The sequence below is a fragment of the Arenibacter arenosicollis genome (assembly GCF_014397245.1).
GTDB classification, from domain to species: Bacteria; Bacteroidota; Bacteroidia; order Flavobacteriales; family Flavobacteriaceae; genus Arenibacter; species Arenibacter arenosicollis.
The window spans coordinates 15,557-39,199 of record NZ_JACLHY010000022.1; the positions used below are offsets into that span (position 1 = coordinate 15,557).

At 39.2% G+C, this 23,643-nt stretch carries 23 protein-coding genes; 12 read left to right on the forward strand and 11 right to left on the reverse strand.

Features of this window, described 5'->3' with window-relative positions:
* Positions 1–139 precede the first annotated feature (139 nt).
* Together H4O18_RS17385 and H4O18_RS17390 are read left to right on the forward strand one after the other, a co-directional pair.
* Positions 140–592, forward strand: a complete 453-nt coding sequence (locus H4O18_RS17385) for a ferritin-like domain-containing protein (RefSeq protein ID WP_187586949.1) — start codon at positions 140–142, stop codon at positions 590–592.
* A gap of 210 nt (positions 593–802) precedes the next feature.
* A complete protein-coding gene (locus H4O18_RS17390; protein WP_187586950.1) occupies positions 803–1,348 on the forward strand; it encodes a hypothetical protein in 546 nt (181 codons plus the stop codon).
* A gap of 43 nt (positions 1,349–1,391) precedes the next feature.
* Here the strand turns inward: H4O18_RS17390 and H4O18_RS17395 are convergent, their stop codons facing one another.
* Positions 1,392–2,456, reverse strand: a complete 1,065-nt coding sequence (locus tag H4O18_RS17395) for an endonuclease/exonuclease/phosphatase family protein (RefSeq protein ID WP_187586952.1) — start codon at positions 2,454–2,456, stop codon at positions 1,392–1,394.
* 443 nt (positions 2,457–2,899) lie between these two features.
* Here H4O18_RS17395 and H4O18_RS17400 point away from each other — a divergent pair, with 443 nt between their 5' ends.
* Together H4O18_RS17400 and H4O18_RS17405 are read left to right on the forward strand one after the other, a co-directional pair.
* Complete coding sequence (locus H4O18_RS17400) at positions 2,900–5,029, forward strand: catalase (RefSeq protein ID WP_187587052.1); 2,130 nt, start codon at positions 2,900–2,902, stop codon at positions 5,027–5,029.
* Positions 5,030–5,071: 42 nt separating this feature from the next.
* Positions 5,072–5,227, forward strand: a complete 156-nt coding sequence (locus H4O18_RS17405; RefSeq protein WP_187586954.1) for a lmo0937 family membrane protein — start codon at positions 5,072–5,074, stop codon at positions 5,225–5,227.
* A 101-nt stretch (positions 5,228–5,328) separates the two neighbouring features.
* On the opposite strand, the gene H4O18_RS17410 is transcribed toward H4O18_RS17405, so the two are convergent.
* The 9 genes from H4O18_RS17410 to H4O18_RS17450 all read right to left on the reverse strand — a co-directional run bounded on the left by H4O18_RS17410 (position 5,329) and on the right by H4O18_RS17450 (position 12,804).
* Positions 5,329–6,111: an ABC transporter permease gene (locus tag H4O18_RS17410; RefSeq protein ID WP_187586956.1), complete on the reverse strand. Its 783-nt coding sequence runs from the start codon at positions 6,109–6,111 to the stop codon at positions 5,329–5,331.
* Positions 6,104–6,814, reverse strand: coding sequence for an ABC transporter ATP-binding protein (locus H4O18_RS17415; RefSeq protein ID WP_187586958.1), 711 nt, complete (start codon positions 6,812–6,814; stop codon positions 6,104–6,106). Before H4O18_RS17415 ends, H4O18_RS17410 begins: the two co-directional genes overlap by 8 nt.
* The gene (locus H4O18_RS17420; RefSeq protein WP_187586960.1) at positions 6,811–8,049 is read right to left on the reverse strand and encodes a nitrous oxide reductase family maturation protein NosD; all 1,239 of its coding nucleotides are present in this window, start codon (positions 8,047–8,049) and stop codon (positions 6,811–6,813) included. The genes H4O18_RS17415 and H4O18_RS17420 overlap by 4 nt, the downstream gene beginning before the upstream one ends.
* Positions 8,049–8,342: a cupin domain-containing protein gene (locus tag H4O18_RS17425; RefSeq protein WP_187586962.1), complete on the reverse strand. Its 294-nt coding sequence runs from the start codon at positions 8,340–8,342 to the stop codon at positions 8,049–8,051. Before H4O18_RS17425 ends, H4O18_RS17420 begins: the two co-directional genes overlap by 1 nt.
* Before the next feature lie 128 nt (positions 8,343–8,470).
* Positions 8,471–8,905: a nitrous oxide reductase accessory protein NosL gene (locus tag H4O18_RS17430; RefSeq protein ID WP_187586964.1), complete on the reverse strand. Its 435-nt coding sequence runs from the start codon at positions 8,903–8,905 to the stop codon at positions 8,471–8,473.
* An 18-nt stretch (positions 8,906–8,923) separates the two neighbouring features.
* Positions 8,924–9,568: a hypothetical protein gene (locus H4O18_RS17435; RefSeq protein ID WP_187586966.1), complete on the reverse strand. Its 645-nt coding sequence runs from the start codon at positions 9,566–9,568 to the stop codon at positions 8,924–8,926.
* A 133-nt stretch (positions 9,569–9,701) separates the two neighbouring features.
* Positions 9,702–11,663: a Sec-dependent nitrous-oxide reductase gene (gene nosZ / locus H4O18_RS17440; RefSeq protein ID WP_187586968.1), complete on the reverse strand. Its 1,962-nt coding sequence runs from the start codon at positions 11,661–11,663 to the stop codon at positions 9,702–9,704.
* A gap of 34 nt (positions 11,664–11,697) precedes the next feature.
* A complete protein-coding gene (locus tag H4O18_RS17445; protein WP_187586970.1) occupies positions 11,698–12,279 on the reverse strand; it encodes a fasciclin domain-containing protein in 582 nt (193 codons plus the stop codon).
* A gap of 18 nt (positions 12,280–12,297) precedes the next feature.
* Positions 12,298–12,804, reverse strand: a complete 507-nt coding sequence (locus H4O18_RS17450) for a c-type cytochrome (protein ID WP_187586972.1) — start codon at positions 12,802–12,804, stop codon at positions 12,298–12,300.
* A 613-nt stretch (positions 12,805–13,417) separates the two neighbouring features.
* On the opposite strand from H4O18_RS17450, the gene H4O18_RS17455 reads away from it, so the two are divergent.
* The 6 genes from H4O18_RS17455 to H4O18_RS17480 all read left to right on the forward strand — a co-directional run bounded on the left by H4O18_RS17455 (position 13,418) and on the right by H4O18_RS17480 (position 19,926).
* Entirely contained in the window at positions 13,418–13,897 is a 480-nt protein-coding gene (locus H4O18_RS17455) for an acyl-CoA carboxylase biotin carboxyl carrier protein subunit (protein ID WP_187586974.1), read from the forward strand.
* A gap of 13 nt (positions 13,898–13,910) precedes the next feature.
* Positions 13,911–15,389 (forward strand): acetyl-CoA carboxylase biotin carboxylase subunit, encoded by a 1,479-nt coding sequence (accC, locus tag H4O18_RS17460; protein WP_187586976.1) that lies wholly within the window; start codon positions 13,911–13,913, stop codon positions 15,387–15,389.
* Between the two features lie 45 nt (positions 15,390–15,434).
* Positions 15,435–16,976, forward strand: a complete 1,542-nt coding sequence (locus H4O18_RS17465) for an acyl-CoA carboxylase subunit beta (RefSeq protein WP_187586978.1) — start codon at positions 15,435–15,437, stop codon at positions 16,974–16,976.
* Between the two features lie 43 nt (positions 16,977–17,019).
* Positions 17,020–17,886 (forward strand): acyl-CoA thioesterase, encoded by an 867-nt coding sequence (locus tag H4O18_RS17470; protein WP_187586981.1) that lies wholly within the window; start codon positions 17,020–17,022, stop codon positions 17,884–17,886.
* Between the two features lie 265 nt (positions 17,887–18,151).
* Positions 18,152–18,322: a DUF6747 family protein gene (locus H4O18_RS17475; RefSeq protein WP_187586983.1), complete on the forward strand. Its 171-nt coding sequence runs from the start codon at positions 18,152–18,154 to the stop codon at positions 18,320–18,322.
* Positions 18,323–18,711: 389 nt separating this feature from the next.
* A complete protein-coding gene (locus H4O18_RS17480) occupies positions 18,712–19,926 on the forward strand; it encodes a DNA polymerase Y family protein (protein WP_187586985.1) in 1,215 nt (404 codons plus the stop codon).
* A 490-nt stretch (positions 19,927–20,416) separates the two neighbouring features.
* Here H4O18_RS17480 and H4O18_RS17485 read toward each other — a convergent pair whose 3' ends face one another.
* Complete coding sequence (locus H4O18_RS17485; RefSeq protein WP_187586987.1) at positions 20,417–21,049, reverse strand: 7-carboxy-7-deazaguanine synthase QueE; 633 nt, start codon at positions 21,047–21,049, stop codon at positions 20,417–20,419.
* 208 nt (positions 21,050–21,257) lie between these two features.
* Here H4O18_RS17485 and H4O18_RS17490 point away from each other — a divergent pair, with 208 nt between their 5' ends.
* Together H4O18_RS17490 and H4O18_RS17495 are read left to right on the forward strand one after the other, a co-directional pair.
* A complete protein-coding gene (locus tag H4O18_RS17490) occupies positions 21,258–21,974 on the forward strand; it encodes a VIT1/CCC1 transporter family protein (protein WP_187586989.1) in 717 nt (238 codons plus the stop codon).
* Between the two features lie 45 nt (positions 21,975–22,019).
* Positions 22,020–23,624: a sulfatase family protein gene (locus H4O18_RS17495; protein ID WP_187586991.1), complete on the forward strand. Its 1,605-nt coding sequence runs from the start codon at positions 22,020–22,022 to the stop codon at positions 23,622–23,624.
* Positions 23,625–23,643: the final 19 nt, after the last annotated feature.

The following is a 23,643-nucleotide window of genomic DNA, read 5'->3' on the forward strand; positions in this document are numbered from 1 at the left end:
AATACTTGCCCCATAAATCCCCTAAAAAACACTAACAGCAACTATCGACCTGAATGTGCTAATATTGAAATGATTACAGTCCATCTTTTGCAATTACAGGCGGTATCTTTACATGAATTTAATCTAAAACACTTAATAGATGGAAACAAAAAATAGAAAATTGGTAGATCAACTGGAAGAAATTCTTGAAAAAAATAGAGATGCCGAAAAGGGCTATAGAAAGGCGGCTGAAAATGCAGAAAGCCATGGGCTGAAGGCTTTTTTTGACAGAAAATCAAATCAGCGTAAGCAATTCAACGAATCTTTAAAACGCGAATTGGTTGCTAACTATGATGAAATTGATGATGATGGCAGTTTTACAGGTACCATGCATCGAGCTTGGATGGACGTTAAAGCCTTCTTTTCCGGTGATAATGACGAATCTATGTTAGAAGAGGCCATTCGCGGTGATAAGGCTGCAGTTGAAGAGTATGAGGAGGTATTAAAAGAAGAATTATTGCCAATGAGTGTTGGCACTATCATCCGAGAACAACTAATGAAAATTAAAGCTGATTTAAATCAAATTAAATCATTGGAAGATTTAAAAGATTAACTTGTTTAGGTAAAACTAGGGCGGCCCTTAGTTTTGAGGGCTGCCCCTTTTTCTATTACTGAGATGTTGATCCATTATTTACCCATGATTTTCGTGAAAGGGCTTATTAAAAAATTACAATCAAAACTGGCGCCTTTATCAGAATTTCTGGGATTCCCAAAAAGGGTTTTTCATGCCACAACCAGCAATAACTTTTACAAATAAATTATTATGGAATTATCCGCTTATACTAAAAGGGCCATTTGGGGAGGCGTATTTTCGCTACTCTTTATATTAACAGGGTCAATTCTTCTGGGCAATTTAAGTGGGTACGAAGCAAAAGTATTAATACAGAATTCACTAGCGGGACTTAATACACTTTGCAACACCATAGTTTTAGCTTCGGCCACCATTTTGGCACTTTTACTTACTCTACTGGGCTTAAGTGCGGAGAGCAAATCAAAATTAAAAGAAGACCATTATAATCATGTTTTGCAAATCGCCAAATTCGACACTGTTGTATTCGTGGTATCCTTGCTTTCCTTTCTTCTTTTTAACCTTCCTGTTACGGAATCTGACAATGTTCCAGCAAACTGGTTCTCTACACTCTATTATATTGCAATGTCGATCAGTGCTCTTATTAGTGCCTCTTTGATCGTAGTGGTTTTGATGCTTTACAATACCGTGGTCAATATCATAAAAATTGTCGGATTAGGTGTTAAAGACCACCCTTTAGCTATAAGCGGGGAAGAAAAAGAAAAGTTGGAGGAAAACTAGAAGTTATTTAGCTCCTACCACTTATTTTAAGATTTAAGAATACTCAATCTTCTTCCTTTTCTTTCTCTATTTGATCAAAAGCGGTGTCTATCTCATCTTTAGTTGGTGGCTTTAAGCGTTGCTCTCCCGCCAGCTGCGGTTCAAAACTTAATTCCGTAAAAAATGGAAAGTGGTCGGAGCCAAACTTTTCCCCAAGGTATACCTGTTTTACCCTGAATTCCGGTGATGTAAAAATATGATCCAGTGGCCAACGCATTAGCCAGTTTTTGGCATTAAACGTACTGTAGAACCCTCTCCCCTTCCGTAAATCTAAAAGACCACTTATTTTTTGAAACAATTCAGTTGTCTCTGACCATGCTACATCATTGAAATCGCCTAGTACAATTACCGGAAAAGGGGAATACCGGGTCAATTTGGTAATTTTCATCATTTCGGCATCGCGATCTACTGATGAAGGGTTGTGTTGAGGCATAGGAGGTGCTGGATGAATAGCAAAAAGTTGAATTGTATCTTGGAACGGGAGTATAATTTTGGTGTGGATGGATGGAATGGTATCTTCAATCAGATATTTGATTTTATTATCATACAATTCAAATTTCGAAAAAAAAAGCATCCCGTACGTGTTGTCTTTGGGTACTTCTATCTTATACGGATATGATTTATCCAAAATTTTCGTCAGTTCATTTACCCATTTTCTATCTGTTTCGGTGAACAATAATATATCGGCATCCTGCTTTTTAGTATCTTCTAAAAGGCCTTTAAAGTTGTCATTGGTTTGCAAAACATTTGCCGTATAAACAGAAAAGGACTTTAAAGAGTTCTTGGATGCGTTTTGCACTTCGTAAGGGGCAAAAGCAGTGTAGGGATAAATTTTAATACTTTGAAATAGGAAACATCCAAACAACACTATTACGAAGATATAATCCTGTATATTCTTTAAGTCGAACCTTAAGAAGTAGGTCAATAACGCCAACAATGTCAATAACGTTAACTGTAAATGCGGAAAATCGAAAACCCGTATTAACCAATGATCTACTGGAATAAAAGGGAAAACAGTCAAAATAATGGCAATAATCCCAAAGACGCGAAGGAACATTTTGAAGTTCATATTTTTGAATGGATAAGGTCGGTTTTCTCCAAGTTATGAAACATATGATAGATTAGCCCAATAATATCAATTTTACTTAATAATATTCTTCCAATATAATATCTTATATATCACTTTTCTTAATTTATTCTTGGCATTTATAAAATGTTTTACCTGCATAAATAGGAGGAGGAGAAATTTGCTAAATATTTAGATACGGTCAACCGCAAAGGATAGATAGCTCCGGAGTTATAGATCGGGAATAATATTGATAGCTTTGTGTTGAAAAAACTTCAGCTCATCCAGTTTCATCAATTACAGTCCATATTCCTAAAACATTTTTTAATCCCCGCTCCTCAAAAATCCATATAGGATAGAGTCAATTTCTATTTCTTTTGAGCTACGTTTATGAAATTATCCTTGTTAGCTTTAATGCAGTTGAATTTATCACTAAAGTATATGCCATGGCTAAAAAGGAAAAGCTTACAAAAAAAACAGATCAACTAGAAAATTTTATAGACGATGCACAAGGCCAGCCTTTAACCAGTCGTCAAGGAGTCAAAATTAATGACACCAACAATTCTTTAAAGGCCGGACCAAGAGGTTCCACCCTTCTAGAGGATTTTTTACTTCGGGAAAAAATTACAAGCTTCGATCATGAAAGGATTCCGGAGCGAATTGTTCATGCCCGGGGTAGTGGGGCACATGGCTATTTCGAATTGTATGAAAATCAAAAAAAATATACCAAGGCCGGAATATTTAATGACACCAAACGCATAACTCCTGTATTTGTACGTTTTTCCACCGTCGCAGGTTCTAAAGGCTCGCCAGATCTTGCCAGAGATGTACGGGGATTCGCTGTTAAATTCTATACGGAGGAAGGTACTTGGGATCTTGTAGGAAATAATATGCCTATTTTCTTTATACAGGATGCAATGAAGTTTCCCGATCTTATACATTCTGTTAAACCAGAGCCCAATAATGAAATTCCCCAAGCAGCATCTGCGCATGATACGTTTTATGACTTTATTTCCTTAACGCCAGAAACCTTACATAATCAAATATGGGTAATGAGTGATCGAGCCATTCCCAGAAGTCTCCGTATGATGGAAGGCTTTGGTATACACACATATAGGTTAATCAACGAAAAGGGAGAATCCCACTTTGTTAAATTCCATTGGAAACCTGTGCTTGGGGTACATTCCGTAACATGGGACGAAGCCGTAAAAATTAATGGGGCCGATGCCGATTTCCATAGACGTGATTTGTGGGAGGCCATCGAAGCCGGACAATATCCCGAATGGGAACTTGGCTTTCAAATTGTGCCGGATGCCGATGAACATAAATATGAATTCGACCTATTGGACCCTACAAAACTTATTCCCGAAGAAATGGTACCTGTAACCATCGTAGGAAAGATGACTTTGAATAGGAACCCTGAAAATTTCTTTGCGGAAACAGAACAAGTCGCATTTCTTCCAGGAAATATTATACCGGGAATCGATTTTAGCAATGACCCCTTACTTCAGGGCCGAATATTCTCTTATCGTGACACACAGTTATCGAGACTGGGAAGTCCTAACTTTCATCAGATTCCTATCAACCAACCTATTGGACAAACACATAACAATCAACGGGACGGACATATGCAGACGCGTATTCCTAAAGGTCAGACCGCTTATTTCCCCAATACCCTTGGAGGGGGGTGCCCACATCTGTCCAAAATAGCGGAAGGTGCGTTTTCTTCTTATGAAGAACGAATAGACGCCAAGAAAATCCGTTCACGAAGCGAAAGCTTTATAGACTTTTTTTCTCAACCTGCCCTTTTCTATAGGAGTTTGGCGGATTGGGAGAAACAACATGTAACCGATGCCTATTCCTTTGAGTTGGGAAAATGTAAACATAAACACATTAAGGAACGAATGTTATGGATGATAGATCAGATTAATGGGGACCTGGCAAAAAAAGTAGCAAATAATCTAGGGATTAATATTCCGGAAAGCATAGAACAGCCCATTAATCAGGCCATTGGCGCGGATAGTAAGGTAGAGGATTTTCAACCTGGAAAAGCAAAGAATTATTTAGAAAAATCGGCTGCTTTAAGTCAATCCAACAATAAGTTCAACAGCATTGCCACACGACAGATCGCAGTGCTTGTGGCAGACGGTTTTGCCATGAATGATTTTGAGCAAATGCAAAAGGTTTTAGAAGACGGAAATGCTATGGTCAAATTAATAGGGCCCCATGGCGGAATTATCAAATGTGATACCGGGATGGAGCATAAAATAGATGCTGCGATAAGTACAACCGAAAGCGTACTCTTTGATGCGATCTATATTCCGGGCGGAAAAAAATCAATAGATAGTTTGATGAAAAATGGAAAATATCTCAAATTCATAAACGAAGCTTTGAAACATTGTAAAGCAATCGCTGCGGATAATGAGGCAGAAAATCTCTTGGACAAAACCTATGTAAAGGATTTTAAAGATGACAAAGCGATCTGCATCAATACCAAGCCGAAAGATTTTGTCAATGCAATAGCTAAGCACCGAAATTGGGATCGGATGGAGAAGACAGATTCGATTCCTGTATAGTAACCGATATTTTAAATTATTTAATAACTAAAACTTTATATTATGAAAGACATTATTTGGATAATCGTAGTAATCTTGGTAGTCGCTTGGCTTATAGGCTTCGCAGCATTCCCTGATGTAGGCGGAATTTTGCATACATTATTGGTAATCGCAGTAATTTTGATTGTCTACAAGCTGGTAACAGGTAGAAGTGTTTAACTTTTTAAAAGTTTTATATGAAGATAATTCCCCAAAGTTTGGGGAATTATTTTTATAGGGAAACATTTTAGACTAAAAATGCATGTCCTTGTATAAGAAGATTAAAAATCCTTTCTTTTTGCCACATAACTCAATCGCCAAACGGGGATTATGGTCCATAGCAGCAGCATACAAATAGACATGACAAGCCCTAAATTAGTGCCAAAAAATTGCTTAAAAATAGCTCCCGTATAACCAAGTAAAGCGGAAATATCCAATTTAAGCAATATTAAAGTTCTTGATAAATCTATAGGATTAAACATGGTGGCTACCAATGAAAAACTATCCAAAGGATATTCCTCAAAAACGATCAATGACATTAAAAAAAGTCCGTCATAGATTACCGCCAAAAACAACCAGGCCAATACGGCATATCCAAAACCCTTAATCTTATTTTCATTGGATAGGGCAATATTGAAAGCAACTGCAGTAAAAATCAAGGTTAAAAAGGCTCCAGTAATCAACAATAGTGAAAAATCCCAAATGGCATTACTTTCAAATAATCCGTACAGGGCAAAGGGGATTCCCAAACCTAGGACGAGGCTCATCGTGAGCGAACCTGCCACTCCAAAATACTGCCCCAAAAATATAGACGACCTTTTAATGGGCTGTGCCAAAAGAAGTTCAGTAAATTCTTTGGAGTTGTAATAGTACATTACACCAAAAATAGTCCCTATCAAGGGTACCAACACTATAATCACATTCATTAGGGTAATAACCGCTTTGGACAGCTCGTTGTTCAAAAACAACAGTACAAACCCCAACAACAGATAGAACAGGAAATAAACATAACTCCATCTACTGCGCATTAGGTCGTAAAAACTGTATTTTAATATTTTAATCATGCTTATTGTGAGTTGATATTGCCGCTATGGCATGTTCAAAATTCGTTTGTCCTGTTTTTATTTTTAGTTCGGCAATACTTCCCTTAAAATAGATTTCACCTTCGAGAAGGTAAACTACCTCATCGGAAACCTCTTCAACAAACTGCATAATATGGGAGGTAATCAAAAAGGTTTTGCCTATGGCCTTTTCCTCAGCAATAAGTTCTTTGAGGCGAATCAGTGCCAAGGGATCTAAACCATTGGTAGGTTCGTCCAAAATAATCAAAGGACTATCGAACATAAAGGTCAATACTATATTCACCTTTTGTTTGGTACCTCCGGAAAGGTTGCTCAACTTTTTATCCAAAAAAGGCTCCAGTCCAAAGAGGCCTATAAGCTTTTGCTCATCACTGGGTTTTTGTCTTATGTCCTTTATCATTGCTATTAATTCCTTGACCTTTAAGTTTCCTGGAAAATTGGCAATTTGGGGAAGGTAATTTATATCCTGACGGTACTTCCACTTATTTTTAACCAAGGAATCCATTACAGAAATAGTCCCTTTGTTGGGAATCACCATTCCTAGGATAGTCTTGATCAGCGTTGTTTTACCTGAGCCATTGGGCCCAAGGATAGCAAAAATACCGCCTTGGTCGATATCGAGCTCCAATCCTGACAATACTTCATTTTTGCCAAATTTCTTATGTAAACTTTCAACGTGTATCATTTGATCTTTTTCATTAACGGTTTTGCATCAACTAATTCATCCGGTGTAAATACGGGGGATACTTTTTCTGAAAAATCAATAATATCCATAAATAAACTTCGCAATAGGATAATTGTCTCGGGGGTTCTGTTTACTATGTAAGAAAATAATTTTACCGGCCTGTAGGGAATATCGCCAGTGCCATTCCTATCCAGATCATAGCCTGTATAGTTGCTCCAATAGTTTTCTTCAAATATATTATCGTTTAGATTACTATTGTAAGCCAGATCAAAGGAGTTGTACATAAAATTATTGTGGATAAAGGTATTGGTGTAACAGGCACCACGTACTTTAATGGCCCAACCATTTTTTACAAAGTTATTTTTTGAATAATTTATCCTGTTGGATCCTTCAATACTGATACCTATCGTATTCTCCTCAAAAGTATTGCCCGTAATTTCGGCATCATTTATCTCTTTTAACAACACTCCAAATGAGGCGGTACCCCAATTTTTCTTAAAGGTATTGCCCAACATTTTTATTCTTTTGGAAAACATGACCGCAACCCCAGCCCCATTGTTTTCAAAGGTATTGTCCTTATAGATGTCATCATTGGAAAACATAAAATGCAACCCATAGCGAAGATTGTTCGAACTGATATTGTTTTCAATTGTTATGTTGTCCGAAAACTCCAGATAGATGCCATCCCGTACATGCTGAACAATATTATTCTTCACCACAATGTTTTGGGAATACCACAATTGTATGCCATTGCCAGAATTATATTCATCCACAGCATCACCAATAACCTTATTGTGGTAGACCTTACCGTTCTTGCACTTTTCCAGATAAATACCGAAAAACAACTTTTCCAACACCACATTCTGTATCAGAAAATTTTCGCTCTTCACTACCCTTATTGCTGCATAATCCGATGTATAACTGGTACCGACGTTAATAATAAACAATCCGTCCAAGGTAACATTATTTGAAACTATGGTAATGATTTCCCCTTGATCTTCCCCATCAATCACGGGATAGTTTTCCCCTATAATTGTCAAGGGTTTGTTTACCTGAATATTAAATTCCCGATAAGTCCCTTTTTTAATCAAAAGTGTATCAAAATCAGCGGCCACCGCTATGCCCTCCTTAATGGTTTTCACCTCACAGGAACTACAGACCGTTATAGTCCCGGCCCATAAATGATTCCCAAAGAGTAGCAGAAAAAAACCAACTAAAACACTAATTTTCCCCATTATCTAATAATCAAAAATTTAGAGTTTTCTTCGGCAGACACCCAATGTGGGACTTCTTTTGGAAAACTAAAGTGTTGCTGTTCTTTTATGGGATAGGATTTACCATTGATATGAAAGATAATTTCTCCTTCCAGAACAATCAATTGCGCATCTGTTGGAGCAATATGCTCGGGAAAAATAGATCCTTTTTCCAGACTGATGTTCAATATTTCCAAAGCTTCTGTTTTAACCAGTTTATTTACCTGAAGCTTATTGTAATCCTGATTTTTTATCTGACTATTAATGATGTACATAGTTATTGTATTGTTTTAATCAATTATATATTAAAATTGGCTAAGCCTGAAAGGCGGAAAAATGAAAATTTTGCATTCTGGTTATAGGTTACCCTACCTTTCATACCAATAAGATGATTTCCAATTGTCTACAGTTGAAATCTCAGTTTTAATTGTTCCCAGCTCATTAAGTCCCCCTCATAGATCATAAGGGCTTCCACAGCGGCCTTCTCGTCCTTAAAAGCAGTTAGAAATTCGCCCATCGGACTTGGTAGACGGTTACTTATAAGATAGGTTGCTTCGGTAGCATCAATCAATTCCCCCGGTCGATCGAAGTCGTTTACCAGGTAAAGGGCAATTTCCCTTTGGTCCAGATCCTTGACGTGATTCATCATACATTCACTTGAATCGAACTTAAAGACCTTTCCTTTATCCGTAACAATTTCGGCTGCATGTTGCCTATCCACAATGGTCATACTACAGAAGTGGCATCCATCAGATCCATATGCTATGGGTTGTGGACCTATCCTACAGGAAGAAGCAAATATTAAGAATAAAAAAATAAGTATTCTGTAGATAACCATACCTTCAATTTTTTAAAATTATGCGGCCACCGCTTCTTTTGATTCCTGTTTTTCCGCGGAGCTCTTGCTCTTCCAACCTAAATATGACGCTACCAAAGTAAGAGTCATTCCAAGAAACATCATATAGGCACCAGTATGTGGAAGTGAAGTTACATCAAAATTCAACATCTTTTGATTCCCAAACAGGGGTGGCTTATAAGTCATTGGTGTTCCATCTTCATTGATCACTTTTATAATAGCGTGGGGATCTAAATTGGAGCCATAGTCCGTTAACCATTCATTAAAATCGTACATACCCAAAACTCCTAAAATAGACATCAGTAGAAACCAGCCCAAAAACCATTTGAAACCCACTTTTCCGAAAAAGCCCAGCAGCCCTATTAATACGCCAAGGGCTATCATTCCGATAATAACCATGGGAAAAATATCAAATTCCCACATTTCACCCGGTTTAGGAATGGTCTTCATTCCTATATAGTGATTGAGTCCATCTATATTCTGAAGATCAAATTCCGAGACACCCTGAATTCCCGAGATATGTATATTCATTCCCAATGGTTCAGGATATTGGGGCGCACCCAACATAATATTCCATAAAGGGAAGGCAAACAAACCCAATAAAAACAATGGGCCTATAATCATTAAAAAACTTGCTTTTTTCATTACTACTGTCTTTATAAATTACAAATTGAAAAATGTTTTGGATGGTTTTCCTTTTCTTCAACTTGTGAAAAAAGCGGGCAGTTTCTTAAACCAAACCCGCTTTTTTCTATTAAAAAACTAAAAATAAGTAAAGCTAATCGCCAAGGGACCATGAAATTTCTATATTGGAACTTGCCGGTGAAACCCTAACATAACCTTGCATCTCTTGGTGAAGTGCCGAACAGAAATCGGTACAATAGAACGGCCATACCCCAACTTGCTTAGGTTCCCAAATTATTGTCTTGGTCTGCCCTGGCATTACCAATAATTCTGAGGTATTTGCTCCTATCACAGCAAAACCGTGTGGTACATCAAAATCCTGCTCTTGGTTCGTTATATGAAAATATACCTTGTCTCCCACCTTAACACCCTCAATGTTATCGGGGGTAAAATGACTACGGATCGTTGACATATAAATATGTACATCTTTACCTTCACGTACCACTTTGGCATCATTTGCACCTAAAGTAGCGTAGGGGTGTTTGTTTTCTGAGAGTTTATAAAACTTTTTCGATTTAGGAGCCAACAGTTCAGCTGGGATTCCTGCTGCATAATGTGGCTCCCCATGAGTAGGGAAATCATAAAGAAGTTCCATTTTTTCACCAGAGATATCATAAATCTGAGCCGAGTGCTCCATCTCTGGACCAACTGGTAAATATCTATCTTTTGTAATCTTATTAAGTGCTACTACATACTTACCAAAAGGCTTTCTTGAATTTCCACCCGGAATCATCAAGTGACCTACAGAATAGTAGGTAGGTTTTCTATCGATAACCTCCCAAGTTCCCAATTTCCATTTCACCACCTCCGAGGAAATAAAGAAAGTGGTATAGGCATTGCCTTTTCCATCAAACTCGGTATGTAATGGTCCTAAACCTCCACTTTTTACCGTTCCGGCAAGTACATCTTCAAATTTCAAGATAGGAATACCATATGCCTCTCCATCAAACTTTTTACCCTCAATAGCAGCAATCATATTATCAAAAGAATGTATCGTTAAATCAGCAGACAGTTTTCCGTTACCAATAATGTATTCTCCAGAAGGATCAACGTCACAACCATGAGGTGATTTTGGAGTTGGCAGAAAGAATACCGCACCAGGTACATCAAGGGGGTTTACTGTAAGCACTTCCTTTTTCATGGTACTTGTTGCAGTATGTGTAGACTCATCATATACATTATGCGCATAATTGGCTGGCATTTTTGTTCCTCCACCATTGTTAACAAACTCTTCAACTTTTTTCCAGTTTATGGCGGCAATAAAATCTTTATCGTTCTGAGAAGAATTCACTTCTTGCAATGTACTGGCTTCCTCAGTATTATAAGTGGTAAAGAAGAACCAACCATGAGATTTTCCACGTCCGGGATGCGAAAGATCATAATTAAACCCAGGCATTATGATTTGGAATTTAATATCCATTTGGCCGTGTTCCGGCTCAACACTTATAAAAGACAGAGCACCTTGAAAGTTTCCTTTATACTCGTTTATGGGCATATCACGCTGTGGAATAGGTACCGAAAAACGCGTTCCAGCCACAACGTATTCAGAATTCTCTGTAACAAAAGATGAACTGTGATTACCAGCACTATTAGGTACCTCAATAATCTCTTCTGTTTCAAAGGTCGTTAAGCTTATCCGTGCAATCCTTGGTGTATTATTACCATTAATAAAGATCCAGCGTCCATCCAGTTCTCCGTTAGTTTGCGAAATATCAGGGTGGTGAGAATCATCCCAAGGCACAAACCCGTGGGAGGTATTTAACATAGGCTTTGTTTCTTCAGAATAGCCGTACCCAGAGGTGGGAAATTGTGAGAATACGGGAATTTCCTTGAACATACGTCCAGATGGCAGGCCGTAAACTGTTAAATTGCCACTATATCCTCCAGACATAAAAGCGTAAAATTCATCATGTTCCCCTGGAGCCACATAGACTTTTTCGGCATTGCTCGAGTTTAATGCCCCGGAAGAACCTTTACCTTGGTTACCGTTGCCGCAACTCGTCAATAATGCGGCAAAGCCCAAGAATCCTAGTACTAAATAAGTATATTTTTTCATTGTTTATAATTTAATTGTTTATTGAGTTTTATAACTATTCTGTAGGAGGTAGCATTACCTTGTCTACCACATGTACAATTCCATTACCTGCTGGTATACTTGCAATAATTTTTGCACCACCAATAAAAACATCATCACCTTTTACCTCGACGGTAGTGTTCTGATCATTGGCCTGCCCCAATTTTTTAAACTTCTTTAAAAAATCCTTGCTGTAATTGCCAGCAGTAACGTGAAACTTTAAAATATTTGCCAAAGCATCTTTGTTCTCCGGTTTTAAAAGATCTTCCACAGTACCTGCCGGTAGTGCTGCAAAAGCCTCATTGGTAGGTGCAAATACCATTAAGGGACCCGCATTAACCAAGACGTTTTCCAATTGCGCAGCCTGCACAGCCGCCACTAAAGTGGTATGGTCCGGAGAGCCTATGGCAATTTGCAATACGTTAGGGGTAGAACCATCATTTTCTATGAAGGCTTGGCCCTGCTTTTCCATCTCTTCCGTTCCAACATTGTCAGAATTTGGAGTCGTTGTCGTTTTTGATTCATTTTTACAACTGAACGTAAGGCCCAGAATAAAAAATGACACCACCAGTAATTTTAAGTAATTGGTCGGGAACATAGTTGTATATATTTAAGGTTATAAGGTTCTAAAGTATTCCAATACTGCTCTTGCCTGTTCTTCTGTTAGACTTTGATTGGCCATTGGAGCGCCGTTAAATTCGGCCAATAAGGCTTTTGCTAAGGGATCTTCCTTAACCATAACCTCAGGATTCAAAATCATGTTCATTACCCATTCCGGGCTACGTCTTCCCAAGACACCATTTGGGGCCGGTCCAATGAACTTTTTACCAACTCTATGGCAAGCCAAACACATTTGACCGTATATTTCTTCTCCTTTTTTAGCCATTTCCTGATCAATATCAGCCGCCAAGGTTATGGAGGTAATTGGCCCCACCCCTTTATTGGCTAAATCTACAGTCTCTGAAGCCCTGGTAGATGTCGCCTCCGGAGCTGGTGCAGGTTGCTCGGTTGTAGTTTTTGCCCTATCTACACTAAAGCCCTCTTTTTTCTTTTCTTCTTTACCTCCACAGCTCATCATCAAAACAGAAAAAAGAACTGCGCTACTTTTAAAAATTATTTTCATTTGCTTATTATTTAATTGTTATTGGTCACTTGTTTATTAATTATTCGTAATGTTTAAATCGGTGTCTATAAATTATCAATCTCACTTATCGTTTATTTCTTTTAACAATTTATTTGGACAAAATTAGGCTGCCATTGAAACAAAAAACATGATAAAAATCATATTAAGGATAAAATTGTCCTTTTTTTAAAATTATAAGGGTAGTGAATTAAGTATACAGCCCCTTCTTATGGAAATAATCCTTCAATCAAAAATGAAGACATTGATTATCAGTACACTACTCGTATTTTCATAAATCCAATTATTTCTGGATGACGGGAAATATCCCCAACGCATTTGTCTTTTAAATCTTTTACATATCTTAGTGAAAGCACTAAACCGGAATCATCTGTGCTATTGGGCCTAATATTATTTAGGACTATTTAACATTACTTTCAACTTAAAAATTGAAAGCACAAGTAGGGATAATTAGGATTTCCACCGTTGTCAAATGATTTATTACCATTTTACATTTAGATGGAACCTAAAAATCCTTGGTAATTTTTTTAGCTAATTGATCCTGGCATTTGGTCCTAGTATAATAATGCTCTGCCGGGTTATGAAACTGTAATATATGACCCACTATAATATCATTGTTGACAAGGAAAATTTTAATATTGGTCCAAAGGAAATTGCATCCTTGGATATAATTGCCACTGGCAAACTACAATATCATGCCTTACAGAACAATCAATCCTATATCATCAATATCCTAAATACCGATTTTGCCAGTAAAACAATTACAGTGGAAGTCAATGGCAATAATTATGAAATGATCCTGGCGGACGAATACGATCGGATGGTTGAAAAAATGGGTTTATTAACTGCCAAGACCCATAAAATAAATAGTATTAAAGCCCCTATGCCCGGGCTTATAATAGATATTATGGTCACGATAGGACAGAAGGTAGAAGCGGGAACCCCGTTGATCGTGCTATCGGCCATGAAAATGGAAAATATCATCACTTCCTCTGGAGAAGGGGTTGTAAAGAAAATCGAAGTCAATGTTAATGATGCAGTTGACAAAGGACAGATTATAATTGAAATGGAATAAGCTTAGCATAAAGATGAAAAAAATATTAGTAGCCAACCGTGGAGAAATAGCATTACGGATTATGCGGACAGCCCAAAAGATGGGAATAAAAACCGTTGCCGTTTATTCGGTTGCCGATAGGGAGGCGCCCCATGTACGCTTTGCCAATGAGGCGGTGCATTTGGGAAATTCACCCTCTTCAGAATCCTATTTGGATATGGATAAAATAGTGAATGCAGCACTCCAGACCAAGGCTGAAGGTATTCACCCAGGCTATGGATTTTTAAGTGAAAATGCTGCCTTTGCCCAACTTGTAACCAAAAATGGCCTAAGTTTTATTGGACCAAAACCACATGCCATAGAAGTTATGGGCGATAAATTAGCGGCCAAAGAGGCCGTAAAAGCTTATAATATTCCTATGATACCTGGAATTGAGGAGGCCATTACCGATATTGCACTGGCCCAGAAAATTTCCAAAAAGATTGGCTTTCCCGTTTTAATAAAAGCCTCAGCCGGTGGTGGTGGCAAAGGCATGAGGGTAGTACATCAGCTTTCCGAATTACCGGAACAAATGGAGCGTGCCATAAGCGAGGCCAAGGCAGCTTTTGGAAATGGTTCCGTCTTTTTGGAAAAATATATTGAATCTCCCAGACATATAGAAATCCAAGTACTGGCAGATACCCATGGCAATATTTTACACCTTTTTGAACGCGAATGTAGCATACAAAGAAGACATCAAAAAGTTGTGGAAGAAGCTCCATCAGCCATATTGACCCCAGAAATAAGAAAAGCCATGGGGGAAGCTGCCGTAAAAGTAGCCAAGGCGTGTGACTATGTAGGTGCAGGAACCGTGGAGTTTCTATTGGATGGTGATAACAAATTTTATTTTCTGGAAATGAACACCCGCTTGCAGGTAGAACATCCGGTAACGGAATTAATTACCGGTATTGATCTGGTGGAGCAACAAATAAAAATTGCAAGAAATGAAAAATTGGCATTTTCACAGGAAGATTTAAGTATAAAGGGACATGCCCTGGAAGTCAGGGTCTATGCGGAGGATCCCTTGAACAATTTTTTACCCAGCATGGGCACTTTGGAAACCTATAAGCGTCCAGAGGGCGAAGGTGTAAGATTGGATGACGGTTTTGAGGAAGGCATGACCATACCCATGTATTATGACCCCATGTTGGCAAAGTTAATTACCTATGGTAAAAATCGTGAGGAAGCCATTCAATTAATGATCCGTGCCATATCGGACTTTAAGATCAAGGGAATTTCCACTACCCTGCCCTTTGGGAAGTTTGTTTGTGAACATGAAGCCTTTACTTCCGGGAATTTCGACACCCATTTTGTAAAGAACTACTTCAAACCGGAACTATTACACCAACAATATGGGCAGGAACGTAAAATTGCAGCTTTGGTAGGATTAAAATTGTTCTTGGAGCACCAGGAGCAACTAAAGCTTCCCGATAATCAAAACTCCGATTGGTCATTAAAAAGAACCAAGAGATAAACAACAGCGGGACCAATTATTCTAAATGGCAAAAAGCATTATTTAATGAAGGAAAACATAAAAGCACTCGAAGATAAAATTGCCAAGGCAAAATTGGGTGGCGGCCAAAAACGTATAGAAGCCCAACATGCCAAGGGCAAGCTCACTGCCCGTGAGCGTATTCATTTTTTGTTGGACGAGGGTTCGTTTGAAGAGTTGGGTGCCTTGGTAACCCACAGAACCAAAGATTTTGGTATGGGCAAACAAATATTTTATGGAGATGGTGTAGTTACCGGTTATGGAACCATTAATGGTAGACAGGTCTGTGTTTTCGCCCAGGATTTTACCGTATTTGGAGGTTCACTTTCCGAAACCCATGCCGAAAAAATCTGTAAGGTAATGGATATGGCTATGAAAATAGGAGTTCCCTTAATTGGATTGAACGACAGTGGCGGAGCAAGAATACAGGAAGGTGTAAGATCATTAGGCGGTTATGCAGATATCTTTCACAGGAATGTAATGGCTTCCGGCGTTATCCCACAAATATCCGCCATTATGGGCCCCTGTGCAGGTGGAGCTGTCTACTCCCCTGCCATGACCGACTTTACCCTAATGGTGGAAAATTCCAGTTATATGTTCGTCACCGGGCCCAATGTTGTAAAAACGGTAACCAATGAAGAGGTTAGTTCGGAAGAATTGGGCGGGGCAATGACCCATGCCACCAAATCCGGCGTTACCCATTTTACAGCGGAAAATGATTTGGATTGTATTGCTCAAATAAAGGAACTCATTGGTTTCTTGCCCCAAAATTGTGAGGAAACAACAAAACCACTGCCCTATTCCTTAAATACGGAAATCCGGGAAAAGTTGGAAACCATTATTCCCGAAAACGCCAATCAGCCATATGATATGCGACATATCATAACTGAAATCATTGATGATTCCCCATTCTTTGAAGTCCATAAGCATTATGCGGAAAATATAGTCGTGGGATTTGCAAGGTTGGCGGGAAAAAGTATTGGGATAGTTGCCAATCAGCCCATGAGCCTGGCCGGAGTTTTGGATGTAAACAGTTCAAAAAAAGCAGCCCGATTTACCCGTTTTTGTGATTGTTTCAATATTCCACTCTTGGTATTGGTCGACGTTCCTGGATTCCTGCCAGGTACGGACCAGGAATGGAACGGCATTATCACCAATGGCGCCAAGTTGCTATATGCCCTAAGTGAGGCCACGGTTCCCAAAGTCACTGTTATTACCCGAAAAGCTTACGGAGGTGCGTATGACGTTATGAATTCGAAACACATTGGGGCAGACCTTAACTATGCATGGCCAGGAGCCGAAATTGCGGTAATGGGTGCCAAGGGAGCCAGTGAGATTATTTTTAGGAAAGAGATTACATCGGCAGATGACCCCGATGCCATACTAAAGGAAAAAGAGGAGGAATACGCCAATAAATTTGCCAACCCCTATAGCGCAGCGGAAAGAGGGTTTATAGACGAAGTTATTCAACCCCAGAATACCCGTAGAAAATTAATAAAGGCCTTTGCCCTTTTAGAGAATAAAGTGGTGAATTTGCCGAAGAAAAAACATGGAAACATACCTTTGTAATTTTACCAACAGCTTAAAGTAATTTTTGAATCCATAACATCGCATGAGCAACTTAGAAGAACTTATACAATTACTTACCCTGGAACGGATCAACGACAATACCTTTGTGGGACAAAACTATCAAGCTCCCTGGGGCCGTGTTTTTGGGGGGCAGGTATTGGGACAGTCTTTACATGCCGCCTACCAAACGGTATCCGATGATAGACTGGCGCACTCCATGCACGGGTATTTTATTTTAGGGGGAGACCTGAACATTCCCATTACCTATGAAGTAGATTGTTTAAGGGACGGACGTAGTTTTACTACACGTAGAGTGGTAGCCAAGCAAAACGGCAAAGCTATCTTTAACATGGCCGCCTCTTTTCAGGTCAAGGAAGATGGGGTGGAGCATCAAATTACCATGCCCAATTTAATCACCCCAAAAAAATTAATGAACAGCTTGGAACAAATTGAGGAAATGGAAAAAACAGATCCTGACTCCTATAATCTTATAAAACTTACGCATCCCAAGGTATTTGAATTTAAACCTGTAGAACGCCTAACCGCCTTGCTTGCTAAAAATGGTCCGCCATTTAACCATATGTGGATGCGCTCCACTGAAAAGGTAAAAGCCGATTTGCCACTACAACAGCAGTTATTGGCATATGCCTCCGATTACAACATACTTACCACCGCATCCCTACCGCATCGTGAAGAACTTAGGAAGGGAAAAACTTTTTATGCCAGTATAGACCATGCCATATGGTTCCACCGCTCTTTCAAAATAGACGAATGGCTTTTGTATACCATGGACAGCCCCAGTGCTTGTAATTCCAGAGGGTTTTCCAGGGGAAGTATTTTTGACAGAAATGGTGTCCTGGTCGCCTCTGTGGCACAGGAAGGATTAATGCGCAACACTCGGGCAGATTAATACCATTGGCAAGGGGTTTTAGGCCCAGCTTTCTTGAACCAACCGTTTTCAGATTATAAGTGCCCCTCCGCTGAAGTGCCATTAAAACCCTTGAAACACTATATACCTTCATGAGCCCAACTGCGGTTTATCCTTTGTAAACAACCGTTCATCCGGACAATATTCTTCCACTCGTTTTTCAACCAATTTTTGCTCCTTTTAACCACTAAATTTCCATCTAGGGCAAGGCTGGTCGAATTTTGCCGTATAACATTAAACAAAAGGTATGAAAACATTATTACTCGTTAAAGAAATTTATTCCGAAGGATTTAAAAACTTGGGAAACATCATTGTTAGAAATTATTTCAAAGCTTTCTTGTGGTTCAGTATAGCTATGTTTGCCGTAGTATTGTACGCTTTCATTTTTAGATTGGCTACCGGATTTGTTTGGGACTAAAAAAGAAGAAAATGCATTAGTATGAAAAGTATGCAGTATTTAAGAGAATTATTGATAGGAAAAAGTGATGGAATTGAAGTTCCAATAACACTAAAGTTGTTATTGATATTGGTGTTTCTTTGCTTTTTCCTAGCCTTGTTCTCTATCTTGCTATATACTTTTGAATAGAACATTTTTATTGCAAAGCCCAAGGTTTTGCATACTTTCAACTTTATACTATTTTCTTGTTTTTTTTTAATGTTATGTTAGTTCCCCCACTTGGACAACGTAACCAGACCAAATTTTTTTGTTGTTGATCTAAGGATAAGATTAGTCTTGAAATAAATTATGGATATTGTCCAAAATATTGGAAATATTCCATAATTTAGCATACCTTTTTTTGGTGTGCAATGGACAAAACAATACTTCATTTGGATTTGGATACTTTTTTTGTATCCGTAGAGCGACTTCAAGACAGTAAATTGGAGCATAGGCCCATACTCGTTGGTGGCGTTAGCGATAGAGGGGTGGTGGCAGCATGTAGCTATGAGACCAGAGGTTTTGGAGTGCACTCCGGCATGCCTATGAAAATGGCCAAGGAACTTTGTCCGGAGGCCATCATCATAAAAGGGAACGCGGGAAACTACAGCAAGCATTCCGATATCGTAACCGATATTATCAAAGAACACGTACCCCTATTCGAAAAATCCAGTATCGATGAATTTTACGCCGATCTTACCGGAATGGATCGGTTTTATGGTTGCCATCAATATTCTACCGAGTTGCGCCGCAAAATTATCAAGGAAACCGGACTCCCCATTTCTTTTGGGCTATCGGCAAATAAGGTGGTATCCAAGGTAGCTACCAATGAAGCCAAACCCAACAATGAATTAAGGATAGATATAGGGTACGAGAAACCATTTTTAGCACCTTTATCCATAAAAAAAATACCTATGGTAGGCGATAAAACCTATCAGACCCTTCGGAATTTGGGATTGCGGCAAATAAAGACCATTCAAGAAATGCCCATGGATATGATGCAACGGGTATTGGGCGCCAACGGGGGCGTAATCTGGAAGCGGGCCAACGGCATAGACAACACCCCTGTTATTCCTTTTTCCGAACGTAAATCCATTTCCACCGAACGTACTTTTGACAAGGACACCATTGATGTCATTAAACTGCGGGGAATCCTTATTGCCATGACCGAGAATCTGGCCTATCAGTTACGGAGGGGAAAAAAACTTACTGCCTGCATTGCAGTAAAAATTCGTTATTCGGATTTTAATACCTATTCCAAACAACTAAAGATTCCTTACACCAGTGCGGACCATATCCTGATTCCCAAGATTTTAGACCTCTTCAATACGCTTTACAACAAAAGACTGTTGATCCGGTTGATCGGTATTCGTTTCAGTCATTTGGTACAGGGTCATTACCAGATCAATTTATTTGACGATACCGAGGAAATACTAAATCTATACAATGCCTTGGATAAGATTAGGGAACGCTATGGGGACAAAAGTGTTATAAGAGCCTCCGGTATGGGGGCCAAGACCATTGGAAGAATGCAGAATCCGTTCAACGGACAGCCTCCTATAGTATTGGCACACCGGAAACAGTGAGCCGTGGGCAGTGGGCAGAGAACAGTGGGCAGTGAACAGTGAACAGTAGTAGTGGGAGAAAAAAGAATCAAGAACCAAGAATATGGAAACTAGACCTTAATAGTTCAAAGTAATTACCGTCATTACGAGTCTACCTGTCGATAGACAGGCTTCCCAACCAACAGGGAGGCGCAGCGCGGCAATCTGTTTATTGAACAGTATTGAAATTTTAGTAATGAGTATTTGGAGAAAAAGAATCAAGAACCAAGAATCTGGAGACTAGACCTTAATAGTTCAAAGTAGTTGCCGTCATTGCGAGTCTACCTGTCGATAGACAGGCTTGCCAACCGACAGGGAGGCGCAGCGCGGCAATCTATTTATTGATGTGGCGTCAGTAGTGCGGTAAGGTTCAGTTAAGCTCAGAACCACTTTCAACCTATAACCATAGACCTCTTGGTTCTTGGCTCTTGGTTCTTTGATCTTGGTTCTTGGCTCTTGGCTCTTTAACAGTCTAAGGTATATTCAAATACTTATGCGTTTGAAGCGACACTTTCCACTTGGGGTTTTGCATTACATAATCTACGATCCAAGGGGTGACCTTATCCCTTACGCTCCATTCCGGCTGCAGGTACAAAATGCAATCCTTATTGGTCTTGGCCGCCTGTTCCTCGGCAAAAATAAAGTCGTGCTTATTGTACACGATCATCTTTAATTCATGTGCCTTGTCATAGATAATACCTTCTGGCAACTTATTCTTTTTTGGGGAAAGACAGATCCAGTCCCAGGTTCCTGAAAGAGGATAGGCCCCGGAAGTTTCAATATGGGTCTTTAGATTTCTGGCCTTTAGGGCATCTGTTAGGGGTCCCATATCCCAGGTCAGGGGTTCACCCCCGGTAATGACTATGGTGTCGGAATATTTAGCCGCATTCGCCACAATATGGTCTATGCCAGTAGGTGGATGGGTTTCCGCATTCCAGCTCTCCTTAACATCGCACCAATGGCAACCTACGTCGCAACCGCCCACACGAATAAAATAAGCAGCGGTCCCTTTGTGGAACCCTTCGCCCTGAATAGTGTAAAATTCTTCCATTAGCGGAAGCATTAGGCCTTGGTCGACCAGCGCTAAAACATCTTCTTTTACCATGGCGCAAAGATAGAAAATACCCCGCTCTAGTACTACTAATTAAGAAAAAGATATTGCAGCACGTCTTAAACCTACCTCATTAAAAAATATTGTAAATTAAACCTTTATAAATACCCGTAGCATATACGTATAATATGGGTTTGAAAACGGTTATATAAGAACCATAGTAAGGAGTTACTATACACATACATTAAACCAAACCAATTAAATGAGTGAAGCTAAAAAGAATATAGACAATTATTTGGACAACCATTACATCCACCGAAGTAACTGGTTAAGAGCAGCTGTTCTTGGGGCCAATGACGGAATTTTATCAACGGCAAGTCTTGCAATAGGTGTTGCCGCTGCAAGTGAAGTTAGAGACCCAATTGTGTTAGCAACTCTAGCAGGATTGGTAGCTGGTGCTCTATCTATGGCAGCAGGTGAATACGTTTCCGTAAGTTCCCAGACCGATGTAGAAAAAGCAGATATTGAAAGAGAGAAAATAGAATTAACAGAAACACCTGAGATCGAATTGCAGCTGTTAGCTGAGATTTATGAAAAAAGAGGTCTAAAAAAAGAAACCGCCATAACAGTAGCAAAAGAACTAACAGAACACGATGCCTTAGGAACACACATGAGGGATGAATTGGGCCTGAATGAGATAAGTAAAGCCAAACCCTTACAAGCCGCTTTTGCCTCCGGAGCAGCTTTTACAGTTGGTGGAATACTACCTCTCATCGTAACCCTCTTCTTGCCCTTAAAAAGCATGGAGTATTCACTTTACGGTTTTGCTCTTTTTTTCCTGATCATCCTAGGGGCACTAGCAGCAAAAACGGGTGGATCAAGTATTAGTAAGGCTATCATCAGAATCACATTTTGGGGCACAGTGGCAATGGGGTTGACTGCTATGGTCGGGTATTTATTTAATGTAAATATTGGTTAATGAAAAGTTTTAACTTAGGCTAATCAAAAAATAAAATTTCCCGTAATGAATAAATTAAAAATCACCTTCCTTTCAACAATTACCTTTTTGTGGATAATGCTAAGTTGCAATCCAGCAAAAAAACAGGTAGAAAGTTCTCCTCCCAACATACTTTTCTGTATTGCCGATGATGCTACCTTTAAGCACATGGGTGCCTATGGCAGCTCTTGGGTAAAAACTCCAACATTCGATAGAATTGCTGAACAAGGTTTACTGTTTACCAACGCATATACCCCTAATGCAAAGTGCGCACCTTCACGTTCCTGTATTGTAACTGGTCGTAATTCATGGCAATTGGAAGAGGCGGGTAATCATTGGAGTTATTTTCCAACTAAATTTAAAACATATGCCGAAACGCTCAGTGATAACGGCTATCATGTGGGTTTAACTGCCAAAGGATTGGCTCCAACCGTGGCCTTGACCGAAAGTGGAAAACAAAGACTTGTTTTGGGAAAGGAATTTAACGAAAAGAAAACAACGCCTCCCACAACTGCAATGTCCAATATAGATTACGCGGCCAATTTTATTGAATTTCTAAATGAGAAAACAGAAGACAAACCTTTTTGTTTTTGGTATGGAGGGTTCGAACCACATCGTGAATATGAATATGGCAGCGGTATAAACAAAGGCAATAAGAAGCTCGAAGATGTTGATGAAGTAATGGGTTTTTGGCCAGACACGGAAGCAGTCAGAACAGATATGCTCGATTACGCTTACGAAATAGAATACTTCGATTCACATTTGGAGAGAATGCTAAAAACCCTTGAGGAAAGGGGAATGTTAGACAACACAATTGTTATCGTAACATCAGATAACGGAATGCCATTTCCACGTGTTAAAGGTCAGGCCTATGAGTATTCCAACCATTTGCCTCTTGCAATTATGTGGAAAGACGGTATAAAACAACCAGGTCGTAATATTAATGATTTTGTAAGTTTTATCGATTTTGCACCAACATTTCTTGAATTGGCTGGTATTGAACAGTCTAAATCACAAATGCAGCCAATCGAAGGAAGAAGTTTAACTGATATCCTGTATTCCGATAATGGTGAAAATATATCGGCAGACAGAGATTATGTTTTAATTGGTAAAGAACGGCATGATGTGGGACGACCAAATGATGTGGGATATCCAATTAGAGGCATTCGAAAGGGAGACTATTTGCTGGTACTTAATTTTGAAACAGACCGCTGGCCTGCAGGAAATCCGGAAACAGGTTATTTAAACACCGATGGAGGTGCTACAAAAACTCAAATATTGAATGACCGTAGGAAAATGGGTTCAAATAAATACTGGGATCTCTGTTTTGGGAAACGGCCCTATAAAGAGTTATATAATGTAGTTGAAGATCCTTTTTGTATTAATAATCTTATAGACCAACCCGGATTGTTGGAAACTGCGGGTAATTTGGAAACACAATTAATTGAAGAATTAAAAAAACAAAAAGACCCTCGCATGTTTGGAAATGGGCATGTTTTTGATGAGTATATGTACGCAAATGAAGCTGACCGAAATTTTTACGAGCGCCAGATGAAGGGCGAAAACCCAAAAGCCGGTTGGACCAACAAAACCGATATTGAATCGGCAGAGATGATGCAGGTACTAAAATGAAATAATTGGAAATAAAAAA

Coding starts and splice junctions, on each gene's coding strand:
- H4O18_RS17455 (WP_187586974.1), top strand. CDS start 13,418: ATGACCCACTATAATATCATTGTTGACAAGGAAAATTTTAATATTGGT.
- H4O18_RS17475 (WP_187586983.1), top strand. CDS start 18,152: ATGAAAACATTATTACTCGTTAAAGAAATTTATTCCGAAGGATTTAAA.
- nosZ (WP_187586968.1), bottom strand. CDS start 11,663: ATGAAAAAATATACTTATTTAGTACTAGGATTCTTGGGCTTTGCCGCA.
- H4O18_RS17485 (WP_187586987.1), bottom strand. CDS start 21,049: ATGGTAAAAGAAGATGTTTTAGCGCTGGTCGACCAAGGCCTAATGCTT.
- H4O18_RS17390 (WP_187586950.1), top strand. CDS start 803: ATGGAATTATCCGCTTATACTAAAAGGGCCATTTGGGGAGGCGTATTT.
- H4O18_RS17490 (WP_187586989.1), top strand. CDS start 21,258: ATGAGTGAAGCTAAAAAGAATATAGACAATTATTTGGACAACCATTAC.
- H4O18_RS17385 (WP_187586949.1), top strand. CDS start 140: ATGGAAACAAAAAATAGAAAATTGGTAGATCAACTGGAAGAAATTCTT.
- H4O18_RS17450 (WP_187586972.1), bottom strand. CDS start 12,804: ATGAAAATAATTTTTAAAAGTAGCGCAGTTCTTTTTTCTGTTTTGATG.
- H4O18_RS17480 (WP_187586985.1), top strand. CDS start 18,712: ATGGACAAAACAATACTTCATTTGGATTTGGATACTTTTTTTGTATCC.
- H4O18_RS17465 (WP_187586978.1), top strand. CDS start 15,435: ATGAAGGAAAACATAAAAGCACTCGAAGATAAAATTGCCAAGGCAAAA.
- H4O18_RS17445 (WP_187586970.1), bottom strand. CDS start 12,279: ATGTTCCCGACCAATTACTTAAAATTACTGGTGGTGTCATTTTTTATT.
- H4O18_RS17430 (WP_187586964.1), bottom strand. CDS start 8,905: ATGGTTATCTACAGAATACTTATTTTTTTATTCTTAATATTTGCTTCT.
- H4O18_RS17435 (WP_187586966.1), bottom strand. CDS start 9,568: ATGAAAAAAGCAAGTTTTTTAATGATTATAGGCCCATTGTTTTTATTG.
- H4O18_RS17415 (WP_187586958.1), bottom strand. CDS start 6,814: ATGATACACGTTGAAAGTTTACATAAGAAATTTGGCAAAAATGAAGTA.
- H4O18_RS17410 (WP_187586956.1), bottom strand. CDS start 6,111: ATGATTAAAATATTAAAATACAGTTTTTACGACCTAATGCGCAGTAGA.
- H4O18_RS17495 (WP_187586991.1), top strand. CDS start 22,020: ATGAATAAATTAAAAATCACCTTCCTTTCAACAATTACCTTTTTGTGG.
- H4O18_RS17395 (WP_187586952.1), bottom strand. CDS start 2,456: ATGAACTTCAAAATGTTCCTTCGCGTCTTTGGGATTATTGCCATTATT.
- accC (WP_187586976.1), top strand. CDS start 13,911: ATGAAAAAAATATTAGTAGCCAACCGTGGAGAAATAGCATTACGGATT.
- H4O18_RS17420 (WP_187586960.1), bottom strand. CDS start 8,049: ATGGGGAAAATTAGTGTTTTAGTTGGTTTTTTTCTGCTACTCTTTGGG.
- H4O18_RS17405 (WP_187586954.1), top strand. CDS start 5,072: ATGAAAGACATTATTTGGATAATCGTAGTAATCTTGGTAGTCGCTTGG.
- H4O18_RS17425 (WP_187586962.1), bottom strand. CDS start 8,342: ATGTACATCATTAATAGTCAGATAAAAAATCAGGATTACAATAAGCTT.
- H4O18_RS17400 (WP_187587052.1), top strand. CDS start 2,900: ATGGCTAAAAAGGAAAAGCTTACAAAAAAAACAGATCAACTAGAAAAT.
- H4O18_RS17470 (WP_187586981.1), top strand. CDS start 17,020: ATGAGCAACTTAGAAGAACTTATACAATTACTTACCCTGGAACGGATC.